This window comes from Dechloromonas sp. A34 (assembly GCF_026261605.1).
Lineage (GTDB): Bacteria > Pseudomonadota > Gammaproteobacteria > Burkholderiales > Rhodocyclaceae > Azonexus.
The window spans coordinates 2,780,102-2,802,274 of record NZ_CP102486.1; the positions used below are offsets into that span (position 1 = coordinate 2,780,102).

A 22,173-nucleotide genomic window follows, 5' to 3' on the forward strand; every position below is an offset into this window, starting at 1 on the left:
TGCTGCCAATCTCATGAGCGCACGCCTTTCGATCATCCTGCCGGTACTGAACGAAGCCGAGGGCATCGTCCAGGCGCTCGAACGCTTGCAGGAGATGCGCCGGCGAGGGGCCGAGGTGATCGTGGTCGACGGCGGGAGCAGCGACGAAACGGCGGGGTTTGCTCGGCCCCTGGCGGATTGCGTCATCACGGCGGCGCGCGGCCGGGGGCGCAGATGACTGCCGGGGTCGCCCAATCCACTGGCGACATCCTGCTCTTTCTGCATGCCGACACGCTGCTGCCGCCCGCTGCGCCGGAACTGGTCGCCGCGGCGGTCGCCGGCGGCGCTGACTGGGGCCGCTTCGATGTCCGGATTGCCGGTTCGCTGCGCGGCCTGGGCCTGGTCGCCGGCATGATGAACTGGCGCTCCCGCCTGACCGGCATCGCCACTGGCGATCAGGCGATCTTCGTGAGCCGCGAAGCCTTTCGGCAGGTGGGCGGCTTTCCGTTGATTCCGCTGATGGAAGACATCGTGCTTTCCAGCCGCCTGCGCGCTCTCAGGTCACCGGCCTGCCTCCGGGAAAAGGTTCTAACCTCGGGCCGGCGATGGGAACGGCACGGGCTGTGGCACACCATCCTGAACATGTGGTGGTTGCGCCTGCGTTTCCATTTCGGCGCCAGTCCGGTGGCACTAGCCCGGGAGTACGGCTATGTCCCCGATGAGCACTGAGCAGGCTTCCCAGATCGGCGTGGCGATCCTGGCCAAGGCACCGATTGCCGGATACGCCAAGACGCGGCTGATTCCCCGCCTCGGCCCGCAGGGGCCGCCACGCTGCAGTGCTGGCTGCTGCGGCGCACTGTGGCCACTGCCATGCAGGCCGCCATCGGGCCGGTCAGCCTGTGGTGTGCGCCGGATGTCGATCATCCCGAATTTGCCCGCATCCGCACGGCCGGCGAGCTCACTATCCGGGCGCAGCCGGCCGGCGACCTGGGGCGCGGATGCATGCCGCCATCGTCGACTCGCCGGCCCTTGCCGGAACCCTGGTGATCGGCACCGATTGCCCGCTGCTCAGCCCGGAATTGCTGCGCCAGGCCGCGGCCGGCCTGCACCAGCACGACGCCACCGTGGTCCCCGCCGACGATGGCGGTTATGTGCTGATCGGCCTGCGCCGGGCGGCGCAGCAGGTGTTTGAACGGGTAGCTTGGAGCACCGCCGAGGTCATGGCTCAGACCCGCGAACGCCTGACCGAACTGAACTGGCGCTGGGCCGAACTCTCACCCCTGTGGGACATCGACCGCGATGCGGATTTCGTGCGGCTCGCCGAGCTTTTCCCCGAGTTGCGAACACTGGGCGCCGGATGAAACATCTCGTCCTGGCCGGCGGCGGCCATGCCCATCTGCATATCCTAAAGGCACTGGCCGCCCGCCGGTGGCCCGACGTCAACGTCACGCTGGTGGCGCCGCACGCCCGCCAGATTTACTCCGGCATGGTGCCGGGCTGGATGGCCGGCCATTACCGCATCGAGCAGTGTGCCGCGCCGCTTGGGCCGCTAGCCTGGGCCGCCGGGGTGCGCTTCATCGAGGATAGCGTGAGCGGCCTCGATGCCGGGCAACGCAGGGTCAGGTCCGCGGTGTCGGGCGACCTCTCCTACGATGCGCTGTCGCTCGATACCGGAGCGGAAATCGATTGTTCCTGTCTGGCGGCGACGGGCGCCCAATTGCTGCCCATCCGTCCGCTGGAAAATTTTGTCGTCGGCTGGACGCGTCTGCTCGAGTCGCTGCCCACGCTAGGCAGGGCAGCCATTGCCGTGGTCGGTGGCGGCGCGGCCGGCGTCGAACTGGCCCTGGCCGCCCGTTACCGGCTGACCCGGGAGCTGGGTGCGGCCAGTGTTCAGGTGACCCTGGTGACCGGGCCCCAACTGTTGCCTGGGCATGGCCAGCGTATCGTCGCCCGCGTCGCGCGGACCCTGGCCGACCATGGTGTCAGTGTCGCCAGCGGCTATGCCGCCGGCACGCCCAACGGGCTGCAACTCGACGACGGAGGCCGGCTTGACGCCGATGTCGTCATCGCCGCCACCGGTGTCCGGCCCGCCGCCTGGCTGGCAACCTCCGGCCTGGGGCTGGATGGGGACGGCTTTGTCGCCGTCAACCAGGGGCAGCAGAGCATTTCGCATCGGGAAGTCTTCGCGGCGGGCGATGTCGCCTCGCGCATCGATGCGCCACATGCCAAGTCCGGCGTCTATGCCGTGCGCGCCGGGCCGGTGTTGACGGCCAATCTGGAGCGGATGCTGAACGGAATGCCGCTGCTGGCCTATCGGCCGCAAAGCCGCAGCCTCTACTTGCTGGCCACCGGGCCGCAAGAAGCCATCATGTCGTGGGGCGGGTTCGTGGCGGGCGGGCGCTGGGCTTGGAAATGGAAAGACTGGATCGACCGCCGCTTCATGAGCCAGTACCATCCGGGTAATGCCAACCGTTCCGGAGAAATGCATGAGTCCGTCTGAAACGCTTGCGTCCAGTAAGTTGTGCCGAGATCGGGGTGGGGCATGACGGCACCCGATCAGCTGTTGATTGACGACGCCTTCCTCGACGACATCCGCCGCGACATGATCAAGTTTGCCCATCTGCAACTGCGCGATGCGGCCCAGGCCGAGGATGCGGTACAGGAGGCGTTGCTCGCTGCAGTCAGCAACGCCAAGGCATTTTCCGGCCGCTCGGCGATGAAGACCTGGGTATTCGCCATCCTGAAGAACAAGATTGTCGACCTGATCCGGCGTCAGGTGCGGACCACCAACCTGTCGGCACTCTCGGCTGAAGAGCAAAGCATGGAAGAAGCCTACGAATCCCTGTTTAAGGCCAACGCCCACTGGAGTCCGGAGACCCGACCCAGGGACTGGGGCAATCCTGAGGAAGCCTTGCGCGAGAAGCGTTTCTGGGACGTCTTCGATGCCTGCCTGAAACATCTGCCGGAAAACACCGCCCGCGTCTTTATGATGCGCGAGTTCCTGGAGTTCGAGACCAACGAGGTCTGCCAGGAATTGAGCATCACGACCAGCAATTGCAACGTGATTCTGCACCGTGCCCGCAACGGCTTGCGGCGCTGTCTGGAAAAGAACTGGTTTTCGGCAGGAGAGCAGCCATGCTGAGCTGTAAGGAAGTCACCCACTTATTGTCGGAAAGCCAGGATCGGCCGCTCGGCATGTCCGAGAAGATGCAGCTCGAGATGCATCTGGCCATTTGCAAGGGCTGCAAGAATTTCAAGAGCCAGATGAGTTTCCTGCGCGAAGCCTGCAAGCGCTATCTCGCGGACCATACCGGGGAAGGCAAGTAGGGGAGCGCCGCCAGTGGCGCTATACTGGGCGCCCTCCGGCGGCCCTTGCGCAGGCAGGCTGTCTCGATCCGAGTCTGGGGTATTCATTCAAATCTATGGTGTGGCAATCAATGGACAACAGCGGCCAGAATCCGTTGTTCGCAGGCAAGTGGAAATAAGCGTGGAATCGGTCGGCGGGCTGAGCGACGAATTCTTCATGCGCGAGGCGATATCGCTGGCGCGGGCTGCCGAATGCTTGGGCGAAGTGCCGGTCGGCGCGGTCGTGGTACAGAACGGAGTCATCGTCGGTCGCGGCTTCAACTCGCCGATCGGCGAGAGCGATCCGACGGCCCATGCCGAGATCGCCGCCCTGCGCGATGCCGCCCGCGTGCTCGGCAACTACCGCCTGCCCGGCTGCGAACTGTTCGTGACGCTGGAACCCTGCGCCATGTGCGCCGGCGCCATCATGCATGCGCGGATCAGCCGCGTCATTTATGGCGCCCGTGACCCGAAGACCGGGGTTCATGGCAGCGTCGTCGACCTGTTTGGAGTCGAACGTCTGAATCACCACGCGACGGTCGATGGCGGCGTGCTGGCCGACGAGTGCAGCCAGATGCTGTCGCAGTTCTTCGCCGACCGCCGCAAGAAGAGCCAATGAAGCTGCTGATTTCAGTCGCCCGCCAGATGATGACGGTCTTCGACGATCAGGGGGCTGTCTTGCGCGAATACCCGGTTTCAACCGCCAAGGCCGGTGTCGGCGAAGTCTCCGGCAGTTACCAGACGCCGCGCGGGCGGCACGTCATTCGCGCCAAGATCGGTGCCAGACAGCCGGAGAACACGGTGTTTGTCCGCCGTCGCCCGACCGGCGAAATCTGGACGCCGGAATTGGCCGACGCCTTCCCCGGCCGCGACTGGATACTGACCCGTATCCTCTGGCTGTCCGGCTGTGAGCCAGGCCGTAACCGGCGAGGCTGCGTCGATACCATGCGCCGCTACGTCTATATCCACGGCAGCCCTCCGAGTACGGAGATGGGCGTACCCGGTTCGCATGGCTGCATCCGCATGCGCAATGCGGACATCGTCGAACTGTTCGATCAGGTGCCGTGTTTCAGCGAAGTGGAAATCACCGAAGACTGAAGCGGCCGGCCATCGGGGCCGAAGCTCTGTTCATGCAGGTGGATGGCCCCGTCCGCCCGCTGCCAGACCAGCGTCGAGGCCCGTGTGCCATAGTTCTCCGACTTGACGAAGACAGCCGACAGCAGGCGTTCCCATTCGATCGGGACACCGGTTTGTGGCAGACTCTCGTCGGCCACGATGGCCTGATCGGCCAGTAGATCGAAGAACGTATTTTCGGTTGGCAGGTGCTGAAGCGCTTCGCCGAAGCGTTGTCTGGCCTTGACCAGCTTCGGCCACGGGCTGTCCAGCAGGTGGTTCGACAGGCCATAGATGCCCGGCGGCAATGGGCGCGGCTCGCCATCGCGATTGGAGCAATAGAACAGCGAATCGCCGTCGGCGAGCAGCAGGTTGAAACCGGAGTAGCGGTTGGGCTCGATATTTTTGGCGTAATCGCTGGCCGGTTCGCTCGAGAGCAGAAATTCGCGGGTCAGCGCGCCGCGGGAAATTTCGCCCTTCGCCATCCCGGGTTCGCGCACATTGGTCACGGCGGCGAAGCGCCCCGATTCGGTGATGCCCAGCCAGGTACCGCCGGCTTCGAGGTCGCGCCCGCCGATGGCCTGGGGGACATCCGGCCAACGGGCGGCATCAGCCGTTGGCCGCGCGTAGAACTCGTCGCGGTTGGCGGCGACCACCAGCGGATAGTCCGGGTGGGCTCGCCAGCCGACGACGATCAGGCACATCCTTGCACTACGCCGGATTGACCGCTGCCGCCTGGACCTGCGGACCCTCGCGGGAGCCGAGATGGACGTTGGTCGAGAAGTTCGACTGGACGACGGCGAGCGCCTCGTAGCCGCCATGGGGTGACGGGGCTGCGGTCATCACCATACCGCAGGCCTGGTCCGGATTGTCCGGCGAGTGCAGGGCATCTCCGGCCTTCAGTGAGTGCTGGCTGGCGAGGCGGTAGAGGTGGCGTTTGACCTTGCCGAGATATTGCGTCCGGGCGACGATTTCCTGGCCCGGGTAGCAACCCTTGTGGAAGCTGACGCCGCCGATCTTTTCGAAATCGGCCATCTGCGGCACGAATTCTTCCTTGGTAGCCAGGGTCACCAGCGGATAGGCATTTTGGATGTCCAGCCAGCGCCAGACCGGCACGCCGGCCGGCCGGGCCTTGACGCTTAGTTTCTGCCACAGGGCGGCCATCGCCGTTTCGGGCGCCGCGATCATGAGGCGTCCGCCATCGAGGCGGATCACCGTGATGCCATCCGCCGCCAACGTTGCCATCTGCGCCGCCGGGCAGGGCAGGCCGGCATCGGCCAGCGTCTCGTCGGCTTGCGGTCCGGAGAGGCCGAGCAGGACCATGCTATCGGTTTGCGCAGCCAGTTTGACCTTGGCGCGCAGCACGAACATCTGGAGCCGTTTCTGGATGGCTTCCTGGAGGTCGGCCGCCAGCACCAACTGGTAATTTTCGCCATTGCGCCAGATCAGGAAACTGGCCTGCATCCGGCCCTTGGCGCTGCACCAGCCGGCATGCTGGGCCTGGCCCTCGGCCAGGTGATTGATGTCGCTGGTGAACTGGCTGTGCAGGAAGGCCTTGGCTTCCTCGCCGGTGGCTTCGATCAGGCCGAGGTGGGTGAGGGGGACTAGTACGGTCTGTTTGCTGGCGGCGAGCAGTTCGCCGGCGGCATCGCCAAAGTTGAGAAGATCGGAAGTCGCGCCGTCGAAAATGCCGTCGGCAGACTCCAGAAAGCTGCGCCAGTTGGGGTTCATGGGGGCTCCTGTGGGGGTTTGGGATATTATATCGTCCCTTATAACGTGCTCGTTCCAGACGGGCAAGACCCGCTTGCAGCCGACGAGTTCCCGTGCGCCTATTCCTTAATATCTTTTTCCTGCTGGCCTTGTGGGCCGGAGCCGCCGCCGGCGGTCTCTGGTGGTGGGGCAACCAGCCCCTGAGCCTGCGCACCTCGCCGCTCGACTTCCGCGTCGTGGCTGGCAGCAGCCTGCGTTCGGCCATCGTTCAAATGCAGGAGGCAGGCATCGAGGTTCAGCCGTCACTGCTCTCGCTGCTGGCGCGGGTCAAGCGCTCGGAGACTGGCATCAAGGCGGGCAGCTATGCGGTCAAGACGGGCGTGACCCCGTTGCAACTGCTGGAGAAGCTGACCCAAGGCAAGGTCACGCAAGGCGACATTACCCTGGTCGAGGGCTGGACCTTCCGGCAATGGCGGACGCGGCTCGATGCCCACCCCGATCTTTCCCACGAGACGCAAGGCTTAACCGAGGCCCAGATAATCGAACGCCTGGGGCTGAACGTCGCGCGTTTGGAAGGCTGGCTTTTTCCGGACACCTATCTGTTCGACAAGCAGTCGAGCGATCTCGAACTGATTGCCCGGGCAGTGCGTTCCATGCAGCGTCGGCTGGATGGCGAATGGGCCGGGCGGGCCGATGGCCTGCCATACAAGAGCCCATTCGAGGCGCTGATCATGGCTTCGATCATTGAAAAGGAAACCGGCCGCGAGGCGGACCGAGCGCTGGTAGCAGCCGTCTTTGTCAACCGCTTGCGCAAGGGCATGTTGTTGCAGACCGACCCTACCGTGATCTACGGCCTTGGCGACTCCTTCGACGGAAATCTCCGCAAGTACGATCTGCTGACCGACACTTCCTACAATACCTACACGCGGACTGGCTTGCCGCCAACGCCGATTGCCATGCCCGGGCTGGCGTCATTGCGGGCCGCCCTGCATCCGGCACCGTCCGAAGCACTTTATTTCGTCGCACGCGGCGATGGCAGCAGCGAATTTTCACAATCGCTCGACGAGCACAACCGGGCAGTCAACAAATACCAGAGGAGAGGAAAGTGAGAGGAAAATTCATCACTTTCGAAGGCATTGATGGTGCCGGCAAGAGCAGCCATGTCGAATGGCTGGCGGAATGGCTGCGTTCCCGTGGGCTGGTGGTACAGGTTACCCGCGAGCCGGGTGGAACGGTGCTTGGCGAGAAGTTGCGCGAGATGCTGCTCAACGACAGCATGCATCTCGAAACCGAAACCCTGCTGATGTTTGCGGCGCGCCGCGAGCATCTGGCCCAACTCATTGAACCGGCGCTGGCGCGCGGGGAGTGGGTGGTTTGCGATCGTTTTAGCGACGCCACCTATGCTTATCAAGGGGGCGGGCGCGGTCTCGATCGCGCCAAGTTCCAGATTCTCGAACGTTGGGTGCATGAGCACGTCCAGCCCGATCTCACCCTGCTTTTTGATCTGCCCCTCGATGTGGCGCGCGAGCGTATTGTACTGGCCAGTCGCATACTGGATCGCTTCGAGCAAGAGAGGGCGGATTTTCACGAGCGAGTCCGTCAGGCCTACCTGGAAAGAGCGCATGCCCATCCCTCGCGTATTCAGGTTATCGATGCCCACAACAGCCTCGATAATATTCGCAAACGACTTGAACAAATTGTCATAACAAATTGTTTATGAACGTTATAAGGCTTCACGAAAAGGTCTGGTTGAGCCTTCAGGCGCGACGGAGACAACTGCCACACGCCTTATTGCTGGTCGGGCAAAAGGGGCTGGGAAAATTGGAACTGGCCAGGCAGTTCGCCGCCAGCCTGCTCTGTGAGCAGCCGCAGGCAAGCGGTCTGGCTTGCGGACAATGTCTGGCCTGTAACTGGTATGCGCAGGGCAATCACCCTGATTTTCGGTTGCTGCAACCGGAGGCACTGGGCGATGAAGTGGAGGCGGAAGAGGGTAAGAAAAAGCCAAGTCAGCAGATCACCATCGATCAGGTGCGTGGCCTGGATGACTTTCTGAATGTCGGTACACATCGAGGTGGTTTGCGTATTGTCCTGGTCAATCCTGCCGAAGCGATGAATCGCAACACCGCGAATGCAATTCTTAAAACACTTGAAGAACCTGCGCCAAGTACATTGTTTTTAATAGTTTCAAGTGATCCGGCGCGCCTGCTGCCGACCATTCGCAGCCGCTGCCAGGTGATGCCCGTTCCGCTTCCCGGGGCACAGCATGCGGAGAGCGTTCTGGTCGCCGAAGGTATTTCCGATGCCCGGCGCTGGCTGGCGCTGGCTGGTGGTTCGCCCGGTCTGGCGCTTGAACTCGCGGCTTCTGGGCAATTGGCATGGCTGGAGACGCTGGTCAAGCGACTTGGCGGCGGAAGAGAAATCGACCCGCTGGGGGTGGCGGCCGATTTGGAAAAGGCGATCAAGGAGAGCAAGGGAAAGCTCTTGCTCAAACAGGTGCTCGAGGCGCTGCAGAAATGGTTGGTTGATCTGACGCTGGCCAGGAATGGCTTGCCGGTCCGCTATTTTCTGCCGCAGTCGGCCACAATATCGGGCCTGGCTGATATGATTCCCGCCATGCGCCTGAACCATTTCTATCGCGACCTGATTTCACGCCGTCAGGAAGCTGAGCAGCCGCTGAATGCGCGCCTGTTCCTGGAGGGGGTTTTTCTCGATTACCGTGGCCTCTTTGCCAATTGACAAGCAACGAGTGGATAAGCAATGAGTGAAGCCAAGCCCGCTCCCCAGCGCCCCAGCGTCCTGTCGCTGAACATCAATTCAAAGTCGGCGCTGTACGCCGCCTTCATGCCACATTTACGCGCCGGTGGCATCTTTATCCCGACGACCCGCAACTACAGCATTGGCGACGAGGTTTTCATGCTGCTCTCGCTGATGGACGATCCCGCCAAGCTGCCGATCGCCGGCGCGGTGGTCTGGATTACGCCGGCCGGAGCGCAGAATGGTCGGGCTCAGGGAATCGGGGTTCATTTCAACAACGACGAAAGTGGCCAGGAAGCGCGCCGTAAGATCGAGGGGCTGCTGGGTGGTGTCATGCAGTCGTCGCGCCCGACACACACCCTCTGATTGACCCCATGCTGGTCGATTCCCATTGTCATCTGGATTTCCCCGGCTTAGCCGACCATCTTCCGGATGTCCTCCGGCGCATGGCTGAAAACGGTGTTGGCGCCGCCGTCTGCATCGGCGTCAACCTCGAAGACCTGCCCAAGGTACTGGCGATTGCTGAAAGTGACGAACGGCTTTTTGCCACGGTCGGTGTTCATCCTGAGTACACCGATCTTGAAGAGCCAACCGAGGATCAACTGGTCGACCTGGCTGCCCACCCGAAAGTGGTTGCCATTGGCGAGACTGGTCTCGACTACTACTGGCAGAAAGATCAGCCGGAATGGCAAAGGGTGCGCTTTCGCAATCATATTGGCGCCGCAAAACGCTGCGCCAAGCCGTTGGTCATCCATACCCGCGAATCGGCTTCCGATACCCTGCGTTTGATGCGTGAAGAGGGTGCCGAAGCAGCGGGTGGTGTCATGCACTGTTTTACCGAGAGCTGGGAAATCGCTCGCCAGGCACTTGATCTTGGCTTCTATCTCTCATTTTCCGGTATCGTCACCTTCAAGAACGCGACTATCGTCAAGGAGGTTGCGCAGAAATGTCCGCTTGACCGGCTTCTCGTTGAGACCGATTCGCCCTATCTGGCGCCCGTGCCCTATCGTGGCAAGCCCAACGAGCCGGGCTATGTCCGCTACGTGGCCGAAGAAATCGCCAAGCTGCGCTCCATTGAACTGGATGCGCTGGTGGCAGCAACGACCGACAACTTTTTCAACCTGTTCAAGCACGCCAGACGGCCATCCAATTGATGAAGAAAAGACTTCTGATAGCAGCTGTCGCTACTCTTCTTCCTCTGTTCGCTGAGGGGGGGGCTTACGATGATCTGATTGGCTCGGCCAAGCTGGGCGATACCCGGACTGTGGCCGAGATCCTCCAGAAGGGTGCTTCGATTAATACGACCGATATCGAGGGCAACACCCTTTTGATGCTGGCGGCGCGTGACGGTCATGTCGAACTTGTTGATTACCTGATCCGGCAGCGGGTTAAGCTCGACGCCCGCAATTCGGCGGGGGATACCGCGCTGCGTCTGGCGGCCTTTCGCGGGCACCCGGCGGTCGTCGAAAAACTGATCGCAGGCGGTGCTGCCGTCAATATGCCGGGCTGGACGCCATTGAACTATGCTGCATTTGCCGGTCACGTCGAAATTGTCCGGTTGCTGCTTAAAGCTGGTGCCGACGTCAATTCGCCCAGCGAAAACGGTACTACCCCGTTGATCGCGGCGTCACGTGGCGGACACATCGAAGTCGTCCGGCTGTTACTTGCCGGCAAGGCCGATCCCAACAAGCCCCAGGATTCAGGGGAAACTGCGCTCGACGTGGCGCGCAAGAATCAGCACACCGATATTGGCGAACTCTTGCTAAAGGCGGGCGGCAAGTCTGGGCGCTCGGTTACCATCGAGGTTCGTTGACGTGGGGTAGTCGTCTAATTCAAGGTGCAGGGGTATAGTAGAAACTGTTAATTTTCAACCGGTTTCTCGGTGCATCTGTGACTTGAGAGAGGTACTTTCAATGAACGCCGACAATGCTGTTTTCCTGCCCGATGCGCTGGTAATCAACGTGCCGGAAGTTGACGAGCAGCATGCCGGACTGTTTGCCAGCTTGGCTCGTTTAAAGGACCGCTGTGTCGAATCCAATTGCCTGCCCACGGAAGATGCGACAAAGCTACTGGAGATTCTGCGTGTGCATTGCGCAACTGAAGAAGCTATGGCCCGTGAGGCTGGTCTGGAGTTCTCTTCGCATACCGCAAAACACCAGCAGATGCTGAAAGGCATCGCGAAGACCCTAGACGAGGTCCGTGAGGGGCACACCGATGCCTTCAGCCTGATTCGCTACCTGGAGTACTGGTTTGAGCGCCACATCAGAGAAGAAGACATCGGCTTTGGCCTGCGTCTGCAAGACTCGGGCGCCTTCGATGGTGGCGGCTCAGCCCGTGAATGAAACGGGGGCTACGCGCCTGCCAGGGGGCAGTAGAAACTGTTGGCAGGGAGTAGATTCTTAATTCCCCCGGATTCGCCGGCTCTTAGCCGCGAACGGATTCAGGCAGATGGCCTTCGATCAGTTTGAGTAGCGGGGCGAAGACCTTGGGGGTGCCGGCAATCAGGTTGCCGGTTTCAAGGTAGTTGGCTTCGCCTCGCATGTCGCCGACCAGACCGCCAGCTTCCGAAATCAGCAGGGCACCTGCCGCCATGTCCCACGGGGACAGGCCGAATTCCCAGAAACCGTCGTAACGGCCACAGGCAACGTAGGCAAGGTCCAGTGACGCGGCGCCCGGGCGGCGCTGGCCGGCAGTCTTCTGGGCGATTTCCTTGAAGATGGCCAAGTAGGTATCGATGTGATCGAACATGCGATAGGGAAAACCGGTACCGATCAACGATTCCTGCAGCTTGGTACGTCGCGAGACACGAATCCGCCGTTCGTTCAGGAAAGCCCCGGCGCCCTTGCTGGCGGTAAAGAGCTCATTGCGGTTGGGATCGAAAATGACCGCCTGCTCGAGCGAGTTGCCTTTGGCCAGGGCAATTGAAATGGCATACTGGGGCATGCCGTGAATGAAGTTGGTGGTGCCATCCAGCGGATCGATGATCCACTGATACTCCGCATCGCCCCGGCCGGCCGTGGTGCCGGACTCCTCTGCTAGAATGCCGTACCCGGGGTAGGCCTCCTGCAAGGTTTCGATGATGACGGCTTCCGCCTTCTTGTCGACTTCGGTGACGAAATCATTCGGTTGCTTGGCAGTGACCGTGAGCAAGTCAAGGTCGTTGGAAGCGCGATTGATGATCTGGCCGGCGCGGCGCGCCGCCTTGATGGCGATATTCAGGGCTGGATGCATGGCTTTAAAGAGCTATCGGGTGGCCAAGGCCACCCGATCTATATATGAAAGACCGAATTTTACACTATGAACCCGGAACTCCTGCTTTCACGTATCAGAGTCGTCCTCTGTCGCCCTAGTCATCCGGGCAATATCGGTGCTGCGGCACGGGCTCTGAAGACGATGGGTCTGTCGAATCTCTATCTGGTCCAGCCCAAGCAGTTTCCCGATCCGGAGGCCGATACCCGGGCAACCGGCGCAGTGGATGTCCTGTACAGGGCTCAGGTTGTGGCATCGTTGCCGGATGCCTTGGCCGGGTGTGTATTCGCCGTCGCGCTGTCGGCCCGTCAGCGTGACTTGGGGCCGGTGATTGGCCAGCCCCGGGAAACGGTGGCCCGCCTGCTGGCGGAGGCGGAACAGGGCGAAGTTGCGCTGGTCTTCGGCAATGAAACCGTGGGACTGAGCAATGAGGAAATTCTGCATTGCCAGGCGGCAGTAACCATCCCAACCAATCCCGAGTTCAGTTCGCTCAATCTGGGGTCGGCGGTCCAGGTGTTGTGCTACGAATGTCGCATGGCGGCCTTTGCAGAGCGGCCGCCGACCGGCGGGCAGGGCGTAACTCCGTTTGCTTCTCCAGCGGCCACCCACGACGAGGTGGAGGGCTTCTTGGGGCATCTGGAGTCGGTGGTGACCGATACCGGTTTTTACAACCCGGAACAACCGGGGAGGTTGATGCCAAAATTACGTCGCTTGTTCAGCCGGGCAAGACTGGAAAAGGACGAAATCAACATCCTGCGTGGTGTCCTGGCATCGACCCAGGTGAAAACCGGGCATGGTCGGAAAGGCTGAAAACCCGTCAGGAGAAGGCGGCGTGCATCTCGGTCGCCAGCGCATCGATCTCAGGTCTCAGGTATCCGTATTTTTCTTCAAGGACAGCTAATTCGGCTGGGCTCTCTGCTTTGTCCTGCATCAGCCATTCAAAGTGCCCGTCAGCCAGCATGTTGGCGACGTAGATTACGTCGTTGAGGGTCCGGATTGGCGAAGGGGTGGGGCGAATGTGGTCGTGATCAACCGTGGCGTCGACGATTTCCTCGGGGATGCCCAGCGCGTTAAGCAGCGAAGCGCCAATGCTTTCATGCCACTGGATGATCAGGTATCTGACACTGTCCGGGCGGTGGCGGAGTTCCTCGTATTGCGTGGCGCGGTAAAGCATGTAGAAGGCGCCCAAATCATGAATCAGGCCGGCAAGCATGGCTGCGTCCGCATTGAGTCGTGTCACGGTCTGGCCGATGATCCGGGCTGCAGCGGCGGTCTTGATTGAGTGTTCCCACAGCGAATGGGTCAGATCGGTAAATTCGGCCATCCCCTTGGCGCGGAGTAATTGGGTCATGACGATCGACAGCGCAGTACTGCGTACCGCATTGAGGCCAAGCCGGGTGATAGCAGACTTCAGGTCGACGACTGAGCGGCCTTCCGGATTGAAAGCGACGGAATTGGCAAGGTGCAGCAGTTTGGCGCTGATCAGCGGCTCAATGGAAACGGCGGCGGCAATACCGCCGATGCTTTGATTGGGGTCCTGAAGCACCTTGCGCAAGCGCAACACAGCGTCAAAATAGGTGGGGAATACAACCTCGCCAGCCAGTTCCTTGGCAATGTCCTCGAGCATTTGAAAACGTTGTGCCTTGAGGCTGTCGCCCTTCTTGTCCTGGTCGTTGCTATCGAGATACGAGGTCATTTGCTTACTCCTCTCAACAAAAACCCCGCTACGGGAGCGGGGTTCCTGTTTTCCTTTTCAGGAATTATGGTGGGTGCTGACGGGGTCGAACCGCCGACATTCGCCTTGTAAGGGCGACGCTCTACCAACTGAGCTAAGCACCCCGATGCCTCTTAGTTGATGGCGTCTTTAAGGCCTTTGCCTGCGCGGAACTTGGGCGACTTGGCAGCCTTGATTTCCAGAGTCTTGCCGGTGCGCGGATTGCGACCGGTGCGGGCTGCGCGCTCGCCGACGTAGAACGTACCGAAGCCGATCAGGCTGACGGTGTCACCGTTCTTCAGCGCATCCTTGACAGCAGCAACGGTGGCATCCAGTGCACGGCCGGCGGCAGCCTTGGAGATTTCAGCGGAAGCGGCGATCTGATCGATCAGTTCAGTCTTGTTCATTTTGTTCCTTTATTGAGTGGATTTATGAAGCGAATTTTTTGTGCGGACGAATTTATATCGCTCCCGAAATCCTTGTGTCAAGCGGATTTTGGCGGGATGCCCGGAGTCGGACGTCACCGAAAAGGATGCCGACATCAAGATGCCAACATCCTTTCCTTGAAAATCAATGGGTAAGCAGTGTCTGTGCGCTCGCCGCTTCAGCCGCCGTCTTTACCGCGGAATTTTCATCGGATTGCTCTGTCAGAGCCTCCGGGAGGCGTTCCAGGGCGCGCTCGAGGACTTGGTCGATCCACTTGACGGGCACGATTTCGATCTTGTTTTTGATGTTGTCCGGGATCTCGGTCAGGTCTTTGACGTTCTCTTCCGGGATCAGTGCAGTCTTCACCCCGCCACGCACGGCGGCCAGTAGTTTTTCCTTGAGACCACCGATGGCCAGTACTTCGCCACGCAGGGTAATCTCGCCTGTCATGCAGACGTCGCAGCGCACGGGGATGCCGGTGTAGGCCGAAACCAGCGCCGTGGTCATGGCAATACCTGCCGAGGGCCGTCCTTGGGCGTGGCGCCTTCTGGAACGTGGATGTGGATGTCGGTCTTCTCGAAGGCCTCGTCCTTGATGCCCAGACGCCGCGAGCGGGCGCGGACGACGGAGCGGGCGGCCTCGACCGATTCCTTCATGACATCGCCGAGCGAACCGGTGCGCAGGATGTTGCCCTTGCCCGGCATGTTGGCGCATTCGATGGTCAGCAGTTCGCCGCCGACTTCCGTCCACGCCAGACCGGTGACCTGACCGACCTGGTTTTCCTTTTCGGCCATGCCGAAGCTGTAGCGCTGCACGCCGAGGAATTTGTCGAGGTTCTTGGCGTTAACCAGAATTTTGCTGTCCCGCTTCTTCAAGACTAGTGTCCTGACCACCTTGCGGCAAATCTTGGAGATTTCCCGTTCAAGCGCCCGCACGCCGGCTTCCCGGGTGTAGTAGCGGACGATGTCGCGAATGGCGCTGTCGGCCACGGAAATTTCAGTCTTCTTCAGGCCGTTGTTCTTGATCTGCTTGGGCAGCAGATAGCGCATGGCGATGTTGACCTTCTCGTCTTCCGTGTAACCGGACAGGCGAATGACTTCCATGCGGTCGAGCAACGCGGCCGGAATGTTCAGCGTATTGGCCGTCGCCACGAACATCACGTCGGAGAGATCGAAATCGACCTCGACGTAATGGTCCTGGAAGGTGTGGTTCTGTTCCGGGTCGAGAACTTCGAGCAAAGCTGACGACGGGTCGCCACGGAAATCCTGGCCGAGCTTGTCGACTTCGTCGAGCAGGAACAGTGGATTGCGCACGCCAACCTTGGTCAGGCTGCTCAGGATCTTGCCCGGCATCGAGCCGATATAGGTACGGCGGTGGCCGCGGATTTCGGCTTCGTCACGGACGCCGCCCAGGGCCATGCGCACGAACTTGCGGTTGGTCGCCTTGGCGATCGACTGGCCGAGCGAGGTCTTGCCGACGCCCGGGGGCCGACCAAGCACAGGATCGGTGCCTTGACCTTGTCGACGCGCTGCTGCACGGCTAGATACTCGACGATGCGTTCCTTGACCTTCTCCAGGCCGTAGTGGTCGGAGTCGAGTACCTTCTCGGCTTCGCGCAGATCTTTGCTGATCCGCGTCTTCTTGCGCCAGGGCAGGCCGATCAGGGTTTCGATGAAATTGCGGACGACGGTGGCTTCGGCAGACATCGGCGACATCAGGCGCAGCTTCTTGAGTTCGCCCTGCGCCTTGGCCAGGCCTTCCTTGCTCATGCCGGCGGCCTTGATCTTCTTGTCCAGTTCCTCGAGGTCGGCACCTTCCTCGCCTTCGCCGAGTTCCTTCTGGATGGCCTTGACCTGTTCGTTCAGGTAGTACTCGCGCTGGCTCTTTTCCATCTGGCGCTTGACGCGGCCGCGGATGCGCTTCTCGACCTGCAGGATGTCGATTTCGGATTCAAGTTGGGAGAGCAGACGGTCGATACGGTCGCGGATGCTTTCCATCTCCAGCACTTCCTGCTTCTGTTCCAACTTGAGCGGCAGGTGGGCGGCGATGGTGTCGGCCAGGCGGCCGGCGTCCTCGATGCCGGCGATCGAGGAGAGGACCTCCGGCGGAATCTTCTTGTTGAGTTTGACGAACTGGTCGAACTGGGCAACCACGGCGCGGCGCATGGCCTCGATCTCGTGGTCTTCGACGCCAGGTTGCGGTAGCGGCACGGCGGTCGCCATGAACACCGAGGCTTGCACCTCGATGGCTTCGACGCGGGCGCGCTGGGTGCCTTCGACCAGCACCTTGACGGTGCCGTCGGGCAGCTTGAGCATCTGCAGGATGTTGGCCATGCAGCCGATACGGTAGAGGTCTTCGGGCTCCGGTTCATCCTTTGCGGCCGACTTCTGGGCTACGAGCAGGATGTTCTTGCCAGCTTCCATGGCCATTTCGAGGGCCTTGATCGACTTCGGGCGGCCGACGAAGAGCGGGATGACCATGTGTGGGAAAACGACGACATCGCGCAGCGGCAGCAGCGGCAGTTCAACGGTTTCCGGGAGCGTGTTGGGGTTCGACATTACGATGCCTTTGAAATAGGTATGTGCCCCCTAAGTGAGGGCGGGAAACCGCAATTCAAGTCCCGGCTCAGTTGGAGCCGGAAACCTTTGGCTGATCGGCGTAAATGAGCAGGGGCGGGGTGTCGCCGGAGATCATGTTCTCGTCAATGACCACCTTTTCGACATTCTCCATGCCCGGGAGTTCGTACATCGTGTCGAGCAGGGCATGTTCCAGGATCGAGCGCAGGCCACGGGCGCCGGTTTTGCGTTCGAGCGCCTTCTTGGCGATGGCGGACAGGGCGCCGGGACGGACCTCGAGTTCGACGTCTTCCATGCTGAACAGCTTCTGGTACTGCTTAATCAGGGCGTTCTTGGGTTCGGTCAGAATCTGGATCAGGGCCGGCTCTTCCAGTTCCTGGAGGGTAGCAACGACCGGCAGGCGACCGATCAGTTCCGGGATGAGGCCGAACTTGATCAGATCTTCCGGTTCAGCATCGAGCAGGACCTGGCCGATCGCCTTCTTGTCGGCCTTGCTCTTGACCTCGGCACCGAAGCCGATGCCGCCGCGTTCGGAGCGGTTGAGAATGATCTTTTCCAGTCCGGCAAACGCGCCACCGCAAACGAAAAGGATATTGGTCGTGTCGACCTGGACGAAATCCTGATTCGGGTGCTTGCGGCCGCCCTGCGGTGGAATCGAGGCGACGGTGCCTTCAATCAGTTTGAGCAGCGCCTGCTGCACGCCTTCACCGGAAACGTCGCGGGTGATCGAGGGGTTGTCGGACTTGCGGGAAATCTTGTCGATTTCGTCGATATAGACGATGCCTTGCTGTGCCTTCTCGATATCGTAATCGCACTTTTGCAGCAGCTTCTGGATGATGTTCTCGACGTCCTCGCCGACATAGCCGGCTTCGGTCAAGGTGGTGGCATCGGCCATCACGAACGGCACATTCAGCAGGCGGGCCAGGGTCTGGGCGAGCAGGGTCTTGCCCGAGCCGGTCGGGCCGACGAGCAGGATGTTGCTCTTGGCCAGTTCGACATCGCCGGCATTCTTGGCGGTGTGGCGCAGGCGCTTGTAGTGGTTGTAGACGGCGACGGCTAGGATGCGCTTGGCGACCTCCTGGCCGATCACGTACTGGTCGAGAATCGAGCAGATCTCGCGCGGGGTCGGCAGATCTGAACGACCGGCCTTGGCCGCTTCTTCCGGCAACTCGTCGCGGATGATGTCGTTGCAGAGTGCGATGCACTCGTCACAGATGAACACCGACGGGCCGGCGATGAGCTTTTTGACTTCGTGCTGGCTCTTGCCGCAGAAGGAGCAATAGAGCAGTTTTTCCTGGCCGCCTTTAGACATCTGAATTTCTCCGGTCAAGCCGCGTCGCGGCGGGTTAGCACCTTGTCGATCAAACCATATTCTGCTGCTTCGGCGGCAGAAAGGAAATTGTCGCGATCGGTGTCCTTTTCAATGCGTTCCAGCGGCTGGCCGCTGTGTTCCGCCATGATGCGGTTCAGTCGATCACGAATCGACAGGATTTCCTTGGCATGGATGGCGATATCCGACGCCTGGCCCTGGAAGCCGCCGAGCGGCTGGTGAATCATCACGCGGGAGTTGGGCAGGGCAAAACGTTTGCCCTTGGCGCCAGCGTTGAGCAGGAAGGCACCCATCGAGGCGGCCTGGCCGATGCACAGCGTTGACACGTCCGGCTTGATGAACTGCATGGTGTCGTAGATCGACATGCCGGCCGTCACCGAACCGCCCGGTGAGTTGATGTAGAAGTAAATGTCCTTGTCCGGGTTTTCCGCTTCAAGGAACAGCAATTGGGCGACTACCAGGTTGGCGCTGGAGTCGTTGACCGGGCCGACAAGAAAGATCACGCGCTCTTTCAACAGGCGGGAGTAGATGTCGTACGCGCGCTCACCGCGTCCGCTCTGTTCCACCACCATCGGGACAAGGCCCAGTGCTTGCGGGTCCCAGTTGCTTGAGTTGTCGATATTCATGTCAGCCCTTCGTTGTTGCACAGTGTCGTTACATTCGAGACGTTTGTCGCTTTTGCGACAGTGTTCAGATTACTGCTTCTGGCCCATCAATTCATCAAAAATCGCAGCCTTGTCCGTGACCTTGGACTTGCTCAGAACCCATTCAACCACGTTGTTCTCGATCGCCACCCCTTCAACCTCCTGGAGGCGTTGCGGCTGGGCGTAATACCAGCGGATAACTTCTTCCGGATGCTCGTAGCTCTGGGCGGTTTCCTCGACCATGGCACGAACCTGTTCCGGTGTTGCCTGAAGCTTTTCCGTTTTTACTACCTCAGCAAGAATCAGGCCCAGGGTCACGCGACGCTTGGCTTGGTCGGCAAACCATTCCGGCTGGATCGGGAAATCCTTGGTCTTCATGCCGCGCTGTTCCATATCCTGGCGGGCTGCCTGCATCAGGCGCTGGACTTCCATTTCGACGAGCGCAGTCGGAACGGTGATCGGGTTGGCCTTGAGCAGGGCTTCCATGACCTGATCCTTGAGCTTACCTTCGATGCGACGCTTCACTTCGCGCTTCAGGTTGGCTTCGATCTCGGCCTTCATCTTGGCGACGTCGCCATCGGCGACGCCCATGCTGATCGCGAAATCGGCATCGATTTCCGGCAGCTTCGGGGCCTGGACTTGCTTGACGGTAATGTCGAACTGGACCGTCTGGCCGGCCAGATCCTTGGCGTGGTAATCGGCCGGGAAGCTCAGGTCGAAAGTCTTGGATTCGCCAGCCTTGGCGCCTTCAACGGCGTTCTCGAAGTCGGGCAGCATCTGGCCCTGGCCGAGCACGAAGGGGTAGTCGCTGGCCTGGCCGCCGGCGAACGGCACGCCGTCCTTCTTGCCGAGGAAGTCGATGACGACGCGGTCTTCCTTGGCGGCGGCGCGGTCGGTGTCTTCGTAGGAGACACGCTGCTTGCGCAGGATGTCGAGAGTCTTCTCGATTTCAGCGGCGCTGACTTCGAGCACCGGGCGTTCGACTTCGGCGCTTGCCATGTCGCCCGGGGTGAATTCCGGATAAATTTCGAAAATCGCCGAGAACTCGAGGTGGGTGGTGCTTTCGGTGGTCTTCGGCTCGATACGCGGGTAGCCGGCAACACGCATCTTTTGCGTGGTGACGGTTTCACCGAAGACGCGGTCCAGTTCTTCGGACAGCACTTCGTGGCGCGCCTGGTCGCCATACTGCTGCTTGACGATGCCGAACGGAACCTTGCCCGGGCGGAAGCCGGACATCTTCATATTCTTGCCCATACGCTTCAGGCGCTGATCCATTTCCTTCTCGACATCGGCGATGGCGATAGAGAGGTCGACGCGGCGTTCGAGTTCGTTAGCTTGTGCAGTGGTTGCTTCCATGAGAATTCCTTGTGACAACAGGGCCGAAAAATAAAGCGGACGATTCTAACACGGCCGACGAAATGCTGATGAGCCCCATGCAGCATAGAAATATTGCAGAAGTGCTGGACACGATTGCCGGGAGTTCGTACAATGCGCGCCTTCTTCAGTGGCGGCTGTAGCTCAGTTGGTAGAGTCCCGGATTGTGATTCCGGTTGTCGTGGGTTCGAGCCCCATCAGTCGCCCCAGAATTTAACCCCCGCACGCCGCAAGGTGTGCGGGGGTTTTCACTTTGGAGTTGCCAAAATGCCGTCATCGAACATTGACTCCCTCTTTTCCGGCTTGCAACCATCGACCGTCTGGGCGCATTTCGCCACGCTCTGCGCCATTCCACGGGCTTCCAAGCAGGAAGGCGTGTTGCGCGACCGACTGCAGTCCTGGGCCGGCGCCCGCGGGCTGAATGCTGCGGTCGACGCCGCCGGCAACCTGATCGTACGCAAACCGGCCAGCCTGGGGCGGGAGGCTTGCCCGGGCATCGTCCTGCAGGCGCATCTGGATATGGTGTGCCAGAAAAATGCCGATAGCCGCCATGACTTTTCGGCCGATCCGATTCGACCAGTGGTGCGCGATGACTGGCTTGCCGCCGAGGGCACGACGCTGGGCGCCGACAACGGGATCGGCGTCGCGCTGATCCTGGCCGTCCTGGAGGATAAAAGCCTGGTGCATGGTCCACTCGAGGCGCTGCTGACAGTCGATGAAGAGGCGGGCATGGGCGGGGCGCGGGGGCTGGCGACCGGCGTGCTGCAGGGTAGTCAGATGCTCAATCTCGATACCGAGGAATGGGGCGAGTTCTACCTTGGCTGCGCCGGTGGTCTGGATGTCAATGTCGAACGGGCGGGCTCCGCCGAGCCGCTGCCCGCCGGTTATCAGGCCTGGCAGATCAGCCTGCGCGGCCTGCGTGGCGGGCATTCCGGGGTCAATATCCATGAAGAGCGGGGCAATGCGATCAAGTTGCTGGTTCGCGTGCTGCGCGAACTGGAAACCAGATTTCCGCTACGCCTCGCCGGCTTGCTGGGCGGCAGCGCCCGCAACGCCTTGCCGCGCGAGGCCTTCGCGACGCTTGCCCTGCCCACAGGGGCAGAGGTCGATTTGGCCGAATGTCTGGGCGAGATGCAATCCTTGTTGCGTCTCGAACTAAGTGGGGTCGATGAGGGGTTGGCGCTCGACCTAGCTTCTGCCCAAGCGGCGCCAGAAATCATGTCCGTGGCCGAACAGGAGGTCTGGCTGGCCTCGCTGCATGCGGCACCGCATGGCGTGCGCCGAATGAGCCGGCAGGTGCCGGGCGTGGTCGAGACTTCGAACAATCTGGGCATGGTCGATCTGCACCCGAATGGTGGGTCGTGCAACTTCATGGTGCGTTCGCTGCTCGACAGCGGCAGCCTGGCCTTGGCCGACGAGATCGTCAGCCTGTTCGCGCTGAGCGGCACGGCGGCCGAAAAATCGGGCTATTACCCGGGCTGGGCGCCGAACCCGGGATCGCCGCTGCTGGCGCTGTGCCGGTCGGTGTTCAAGCGTGATTTCGGTAGCGAATCGCGGGTCCAGGTGATCCACGCCGGTCTCGAGTGCGGCATCATAGGGGCCAAGTATCCGGGGCTGGATATCGTCTCTTTCGGGCCGACCATTCATGGTGCGCATGCCCCGGGCGAGTCCGTCGAAATTTCATCGGTCGATCGTTGCTGGGCTTTGCTGAAAGCGATACTGGCCGAGATTCGCTGAACAAGGAGATTGCTCCATGAAAACAATTTTGGGTTTCGTTGCGGCGCTGTCGCTTGCCGCCTGCGGCGTCGAAACGGCCAGTACCGCAGCCACCGCGGCTGCCCTCAAGAAGCAGGAGATCGAGCAGGGGCAGCAGAATCTGCAGCAGTTCCAGCAGAAGCTGGATCAGGCCAACCAGCAGTCGCAACAGCGCGCCGAACAGGCGGGCGCCGAGAAGTAGCGG

Annotated in this window: 26 protein-coding genes, 2 tRNA genes and 1 pseudogene; 19 read left to right on the forward strand and 10 right to left on the reverse strand. The window is 61.1% G+C overall.

Translation table 11 applies throughout. From position 1 onward, the window contains the following. Positions 1–13 precede the first annotated feature (13 nt). From NQE15_RS13905 to NQE15_RS13940, 8 genes are all read left to right on the forward strand, one after another. Positions 14–217: a glycosyltransferase gene (locus NQE15_RS13905; RefSeq protein WP_265942273.1), complete on the forward strand. Its 204-nt coding sequence runs from the start codon at positions 14–16 to the stop codon at positions 215–217. Continuing rightward, positions 214–708 (forward strand): TIGR04283 family arsenosugar biosynthesis glycosyltransferase, encoded by a 495-nt coding sequence (locus NQE15_RS13910; RefSeq protein ID WP_265942275.1) that lies wholly within the window; start codon positions 214–216, stop codon positions 706–708. The genes NQE15_RS13905 and NQE15_RS13910 overlap by 4 nt, the downstream gene beginning before the upstream one ends. A 173-nt stretch (positions 709–881) precedes the next feature. Continuing rightward, positions 882–1,340 (forward strand): TIGR04282 family arsenosugar biosynthesis glycosyltransferase, encoded by a 459-nt coding sequence (locus NQE15_RS13915; protein ID WP_265950273.1) that lies wholly within the window; start codon positions 882–884, stop codon positions 1,338–1,340. After that, on the forward strand, positions 1,337–2,479 hold the full coding sequence (locus NQE15_RS13920) for an FAD-dependent oxidoreductase (protein ID WP_265942277.1): 1,143 nt from the start codon (positions 1,337–1,339) through the stop codon (positions 2,477–2,479). The genes NQE15_RS13915 and NQE15_RS13920 overlap by 4 nt, the downstream gene beginning before the upstream one ends. Before the next feature lie 42 nt (positions 2,480–2,521). After that, entirely contained in the window at positions 2,522–3,121 is a 600-nt protein-coding gene (locus tag NQE15_RS13925; protein WP_265942279.1) for a sigma-70 family RNA polymerase sigma factor, read from the forward strand. Beyond that, complete coding sequence (locus NQE15_RS13930; RefSeq protein WP_265942281.1) at positions 3,115–3,306, forward strand: zf-HC2 domain-containing protein; 192 nt, start codon at positions 3,115–3,117, stop codon at positions 3,304–3,306. The genes NQE15_RS13925 and NQE15_RS13930 overlap by 7 nt, the downstream gene beginning before the upstream one ends. 196 nt (positions 3,307–3,502) lie before the next feature. Continuing rightward, positions 3,503–3,943: a tRNA adenosine(34) deaminase TadA gene (gene tadA, locus NQE15_RS13935; RefSeq protein WP_416336541.1), complete on the forward strand. Its 441-nt coding sequence runs from the start codon at positions 3,503–3,505 to the stop codon at positions 3,941–3,943. Next, positions 3,940–4,422: a L,D-transpeptidase gene (locus tag NQE15_RS13940; RefSeq protein ID WP_265942282.1), complete on the forward strand. Its 483-nt coding sequence runs from the start codon at positions 3,940–3,942 to the stop codon at positions 4,420–4,422. The genes tadA and NQE15_RS13940 overlap by 4 nt, the downstream gene beginning before the upstream one ends. Here the strand turns inward: NQE15_RS13940 and NQE15_RS13945 are convergent. Then, a complete protein-coding gene (locus tag NQE15_RS13945) occupies positions 4,380–5,141 on the reverse strand; it encodes an NRDE family protein (RefSeq protein WP_265942283.1) in 762 nt (253 codons plus the stop codon). The genes NQE15_RS13940 and NQE15_RS13945 overlap by 43 nt on opposite strands. 7 nt (positions 5,142–5,148) lie before the next feature. Next, the gene (locus tag NQE15_RS13950) at positions 5,149–6,168 is read right to left on the reverse strand and encodes a YgfZ/GcvT domain-containing protein (protein ID WP_265942284.1); all 1,020 of its coding nucleotides are present in this window, start codon (positions 6,166–6,168) and stop codon (positions 5,149–5,151) included. A 92-nt stretch (positions 6,169–6,260) separates the two neighbouring features. Here NQE15_RS13950 and mltG point away from each other — a divergent pair, with 92 nt between their 5' ends. The 7 genes from mltG to NQE15_RS13985 all read left to right on the forward strand — a co-directional run bounded on the left by mltG (position 6,261) and on the right by NQE15_RS13985 (position 11,243). Beyond that, entirely contained in the window at positions 6,261–7,256 is a 996-nt protein-coding gene (gene mltG, locus NQE15_RS13955) for an endolytic transglycosylase MltG (protein ID WP_265942285.1), read from the forward strand. After that, entirely contained in the window at positions 7,253–7,867 is a 615-nt protein-coding gene (gene tmk, locus NQE15_RS13960; protein WP_265942286.1) for a dTMP kinase, read from the forward strand. The genes mltG and tmk overlap by 4 nt, the downstream gene beginning before the upstream one ends. 29 nt (positions 7,868–7,896) lie before the next feature. Then, on the forward strand, positions 7,897–8,883 hold the full coding sequence (gene holB / locus NQE15_RS13965; RefSeq protein ID WP_265942287.1) for a DNA polymerase III subunit delta': 987 nt from the start codon (positions 7,897–7,899) through the stop codon (positions 8,881–8,883). Between the two features lie 21 nt (positions 8,884–8,904). Further along, positions 8,905–9,267: a PilZ domain-containing protein gene (locus NQE15_RS13970; protein WP_265942288.1), complete on the forward strand. Its 363-nt coding sequence runs from the start codon at positions 8,905–8,907 to the stop codon at positions 9,265–9,267. A gap of 8 nt (positions 9,268–9,275) precedes the next feature. After that, positions 9,276–10,055, forward strand: coding sequence for a TatD family hydrolase (locus NQE15_RS13975; RefSeq protein WP_265942289.1), 780 nt, complete (start codon positions 9,276–9,278; stop codon positions 10,053–10,055). Next, entirely contained in the window at positions 10,055–10,714 is a 660-nt protein-coding gene (locus NQE15_RS13980; RefSeq protein WP_265942290.1) for an ankyrin repeat domain-containing protein, read from the forward strand. The genes NQE15_RS13975 and NQE15_RS13980 overlap by 1 nt, the downstream gene beginning before the upstream one ends. Before the next feature lie 100 nt (positions 10,715–10,814). After that, complete coding sequence (locus tag NQE15_RS13985) at positions 10,815–11,243, forward strand: bacteriohemerythrin (protein WP_265942291.1); 429 nt, start codon at positions 10,815–10,817, stop codon at positions 11,241–11,243. 82 nt (positions 11,244–11,325) lie between these two features. On the opposite strand, the gene NQE15_RS13990 is transcribed toward NQE15_RS13985, so the two are convergent. Continuing rightward, positions 11,326–12,132 (reverse strand): inositol monophosphatase family protein, encoded by an 807-nt coding sequence (locus NQE15_RS13990; RefSeq protein ID WP_265942292.1) that lies wholly within the window; start codon positions 12,130–12,132, stop codon positions 11,326–11,328. 66 nt (positions 12,133–12,198) lie between these two features. Between NQE15_RS13990 and NQE15_RS13995 the strand changes: the two genes are divergently transcribed. Beyond that, complete coding sequence (locus tag NQE15_RS13995) at positions 12,199–12,960, forward strand: RNA methyltransferase (RefSeq protein WP_265942293.1); 762 nt, start codon at positions 12,199–12,201, stop codon at positions 12,958–12,960. 7 nt (positions 12,961–12,967) lie between these two features. Here the strand turns inward: NQE15_RS13995 and NQE15_RS14000 are convergent, their stop codons facing one another. The 7 genes and pseudogenes from NQE15_RS14000 to tig all read right to left on the reverse strand — a co-directional run bounded on the left by NQE15_RS14000 (position 12,968) and on the right by tig (position 20,195). After that, positions 12,968–13,846 carry an HDOD domain-containing protein gene (locus tag NQE15_RS14000; RefSeq protein WP_265942294.1) on the reverse strand — a complete coding sequence of 293 codons (879 nt, stop codon included), beginning with the start codon at positions 13,844–13,846 and terminating at the stop codon, positions 12,968–12,970. A 67-nt stretch (positions 13,847–13,913) separates the two neighbouring features. Further along, positions 13,914–13,989: transfer RNA gene (locus tag NQE15_RS14005), tRNA-Val, on the reverse strand. Positions 13,990–13,998: 9 nt separating this feature from the next. Next, positions 13,999–14,271: an HU family DNA-binding protein gene (locus NQE15_RS14010; RefSeq protein WP_265942295.1), complete on the reverse strand. Its 273-nt coding sequence runs from the start codon at positions 14,269–14,271 to the stop codon at positions 13,999–14,001. 163 nt (positions 14,272–14,434) lie between these two features. After that, positions 14,435–16,847, reverse strand: a pseudogene (gene lon / locus NQE15_RS14015) (endopeptidase La). 67 nt (positions 16,848–16,914) lie between these two features. Continuing rightward, a complete protein-coding gene (gene clpX / locus NQE15_RS14020; RefSeq protein ID WP_416336466.1) occupies positions 16,915–18,177 on the reverse strand; it encodes an ATP-dependent Clp protease ATP-binding subunit ClpX in 1,263 nt (420 codons plus the stop codon). A gap of 14 nt (positions 18,178–18,191) precedes the next feature. Next, on the reverse strand, positions 18,192–18,821 hold the full coding sequence (gene clpP, locus NQE15_RS14025) for an ATP-dependent Clp endopeptidase proteolytic subunit ClpP (RefSeq protein ID WP_265942296.1): 630 nt from the start codon (positions 18,819–18,821) through the stop codon (positions 18,192–18,194). 69 nt (positions 18,822–18,890) lie between these two features. Next, entirely contained in the window at positions 18,891–20,195 is a 1,305-nt protein-coding gene (gene tig / locus NQE15_RS14030) for a trigger factor (RefSeq protein ID WP_265942297.1), read from the reverse strand. A gap of 151 nt (positions 20,196–20,346) precedes the next feature. Between tig and NQE15_RS14035 the strand changes: the two genes are divergently transcribed. The 3 genes from NQE15_RS14035 (at position 20,347) to NQE15_RS14045 (ending at position 22,170) form a co-directional block, all read left to right on the forward strand. After that, positions 20,347–20,422: transfer RNA gene (locus NQE15_RS14035), tRNA-His, on the forward strand. 58 nt (positions 20,423–20,480) lie between these two features. Beyond that, positions 20,481–21,950: an aminoacyl-histidine dipeptidase gene (locus tag NQE15_RS14040; protein ID WP_265942298.1), complete on the forward strand. Its 1,470-nt coding sequence runs from the start codon at positions 20,481–20,483 to the stop codon at positions 21,948–21,950. Between the two features lie 16 nt (positions 21,951–21,966). Further along, positions 21,967–22,170 (forward strand): hypothetical protein, encoded by a 204-nt coding sequence (locus NQE15_RS14045; RefSeq protein WP_265942299.1) that lies wholly within the window; start codon positions 21,967–21,969, stop codon positions 22,168–22,170. Positions 22,171–22,173 lie beyond the last annotated feature (3 nt).

What these genes read in the sequence shown, in the direction of transcription:
- NQE15_RS14040 (WP_265942298.1), top strand. Translation starts at nt 20,481, where the DNA reads ATGCCGTCATCGAACATTGACTCCCTCTTTTCCGGCTTGCAACCATCG.
- NQE15_RS13990 (WP_265942292.1), bottom strand. Translation starts at nt 12,132, where the DNA reads ATGCATCCAGCCCTGAATATCGCCATCAAGGCGGCGCGCCGCGCCGGC.
- NQE15_RS13985 (WP_265942291.1), top strand. Translation starts at nt 10,815, where the DNA reads ATGAACGCCGACAATGCTGTTTTCCTGCCCGATGCGCTGGTAATCAAC.
- NQE15_RS13945 (WP_265942283.1), bottom strand. Translation starts at nt 5,141, where the DNA reads ATGTGCCTGATCGTCGTCGGCTGGCGAGCCCACCCGGACTATCCGCTG.
- clpP (WP_265942296.1), bottom strand. Translation starts at nt 18,821, where the DNA reads ATGAATATCGACAACTCAAGCAACTGGGACCCGCAAGCACTGGGCCTT.
- NQE15_RS13970 (WP_265942288.1), top strand. Translation starts at nt 8,905, where the DNA reads ATGAGTGAAGCCAAGCCCGCTCCCCAGCGCCCCAGCGTCCTGTCGCTG.
- NQE15_RS13940 (WP_265942282.1), top strand. Translation starts at nt 3,940, where the DNA reads ATGAAGCTGCTGATTTCAGTCGCCCGCCAGATGATGACGGTCTTCGAC.
- NQE15_RS13920 (WP_265942277.1), top strand. Translation starts at nt 1,337, where the DNA reads ATGAAACATCTCGTCCTGGCCGGCGGCGGCCATGCCCATCTGCATATC.
- tadA (WP_416336541.1), top strand. Translation starts at nt 3,503, where the DNA reads ATGCGCGAGGCGATATCGCTGGCGCGGGCTGCCGAATGCTTGGGCGAA.
- NQE15_RS13910 (WP_265942275.1), top strand. Translation starts at nt 214, where the DNA reads ATGACTGCCGGGGTCGCCCAATCCACTGGCGACATCCTGCTCTTTCTG.
- clpX (WP_416336466.1), bottom strand. Translation starts at nt 18,177, where the DNA reads ATGTCTAAAGGCGGCCAGGAAAAACTGCTCTATTGCTCCTTCTGCGGC.
- NQE15_RS13995 (WP_265942293.1), top strand. Translation starts at nt 12,199, where the DNA reads ATGAACCCGGAACTCCTGCTTTCACGTATCAGAGTCGTCCTCTGTCGC.
- NQE15_RS13950 (WP_265942284.1), bottom strand. Translation starts at nt 6,168, where the DNA reads ATGAACCCCAACTGGCGCAGCTTTCTGGAGTCTGCCGACGGCATTTTC.
- tig (WP_265942297.1), bottom strand. Translation starts at nt 20,195, where the DNA reads ATGGAAGCAACCACTGCACAAGCTAACGAACTCGAACGCCGCGTCGAC.
- NQE15_RS14010 (WP_265942295.1), bottom strand. Translation starts at nt 14,271, where the DNA reads ATGAACAAGACTGAACTGATCGATCAGATCGCCGCTTCCGCTGAAATC.
- NQE15_RS13925 (WP_265942279.1), top strand. Translation starts at nt 2,522, where the DNA reads ATGACGGCACCCGATCAGCTGTTGATTGACGACGCCTTCCTCGACGAC.
- NQE15_RS13975 (WP_265942289.1), top strand. Translation starts at nt 9,276, where the DNA reads ATGCTGGTCGATTCCCATTGTCATCTGGATTTCCCCGGCTTAGCCGAC.
- NQE15_RS13980 (WP_265942290.1), top strand. Translation starts at nt 10,055, where the DNA reads ATGAAGAAAAGACTTCTGATAGCAGCTGTCGCTACTCTTCTTCCTCTG.
- NQE15_RS13905 (WP_265942273.1), top strand. Translation starts at nt 14, where the DNA reads ATGAGCGCACGCCTTTCGATCATCCTGCCGGTACTGAACGAAGCCGAG.
- NQE15_RS14045 (WP_265942299.1), top strand. Translation starts at nt 21,967, where the DNA reads ATGAAAACAATTTTGGGTTTCGTTGCGGCGCTGTCGCTTGCCGCCTGC.
- NQE15_RS13930 (WP_265942281.1), top strand. Translation starts at nt 3,115, where the DNA reads ATGCTGAGCTGTAAGGAAGTCACCCACTTATTGTCGGAAAGCCAGGAT.
- NQE15_RS14000 (WP_265942294.1), bottom strand. Translation starts at nt 13,846, where the DNA reads ATGACCTCGTATCTCGATAGCAACGACCAGGACAAGAAGGGCGACAGC.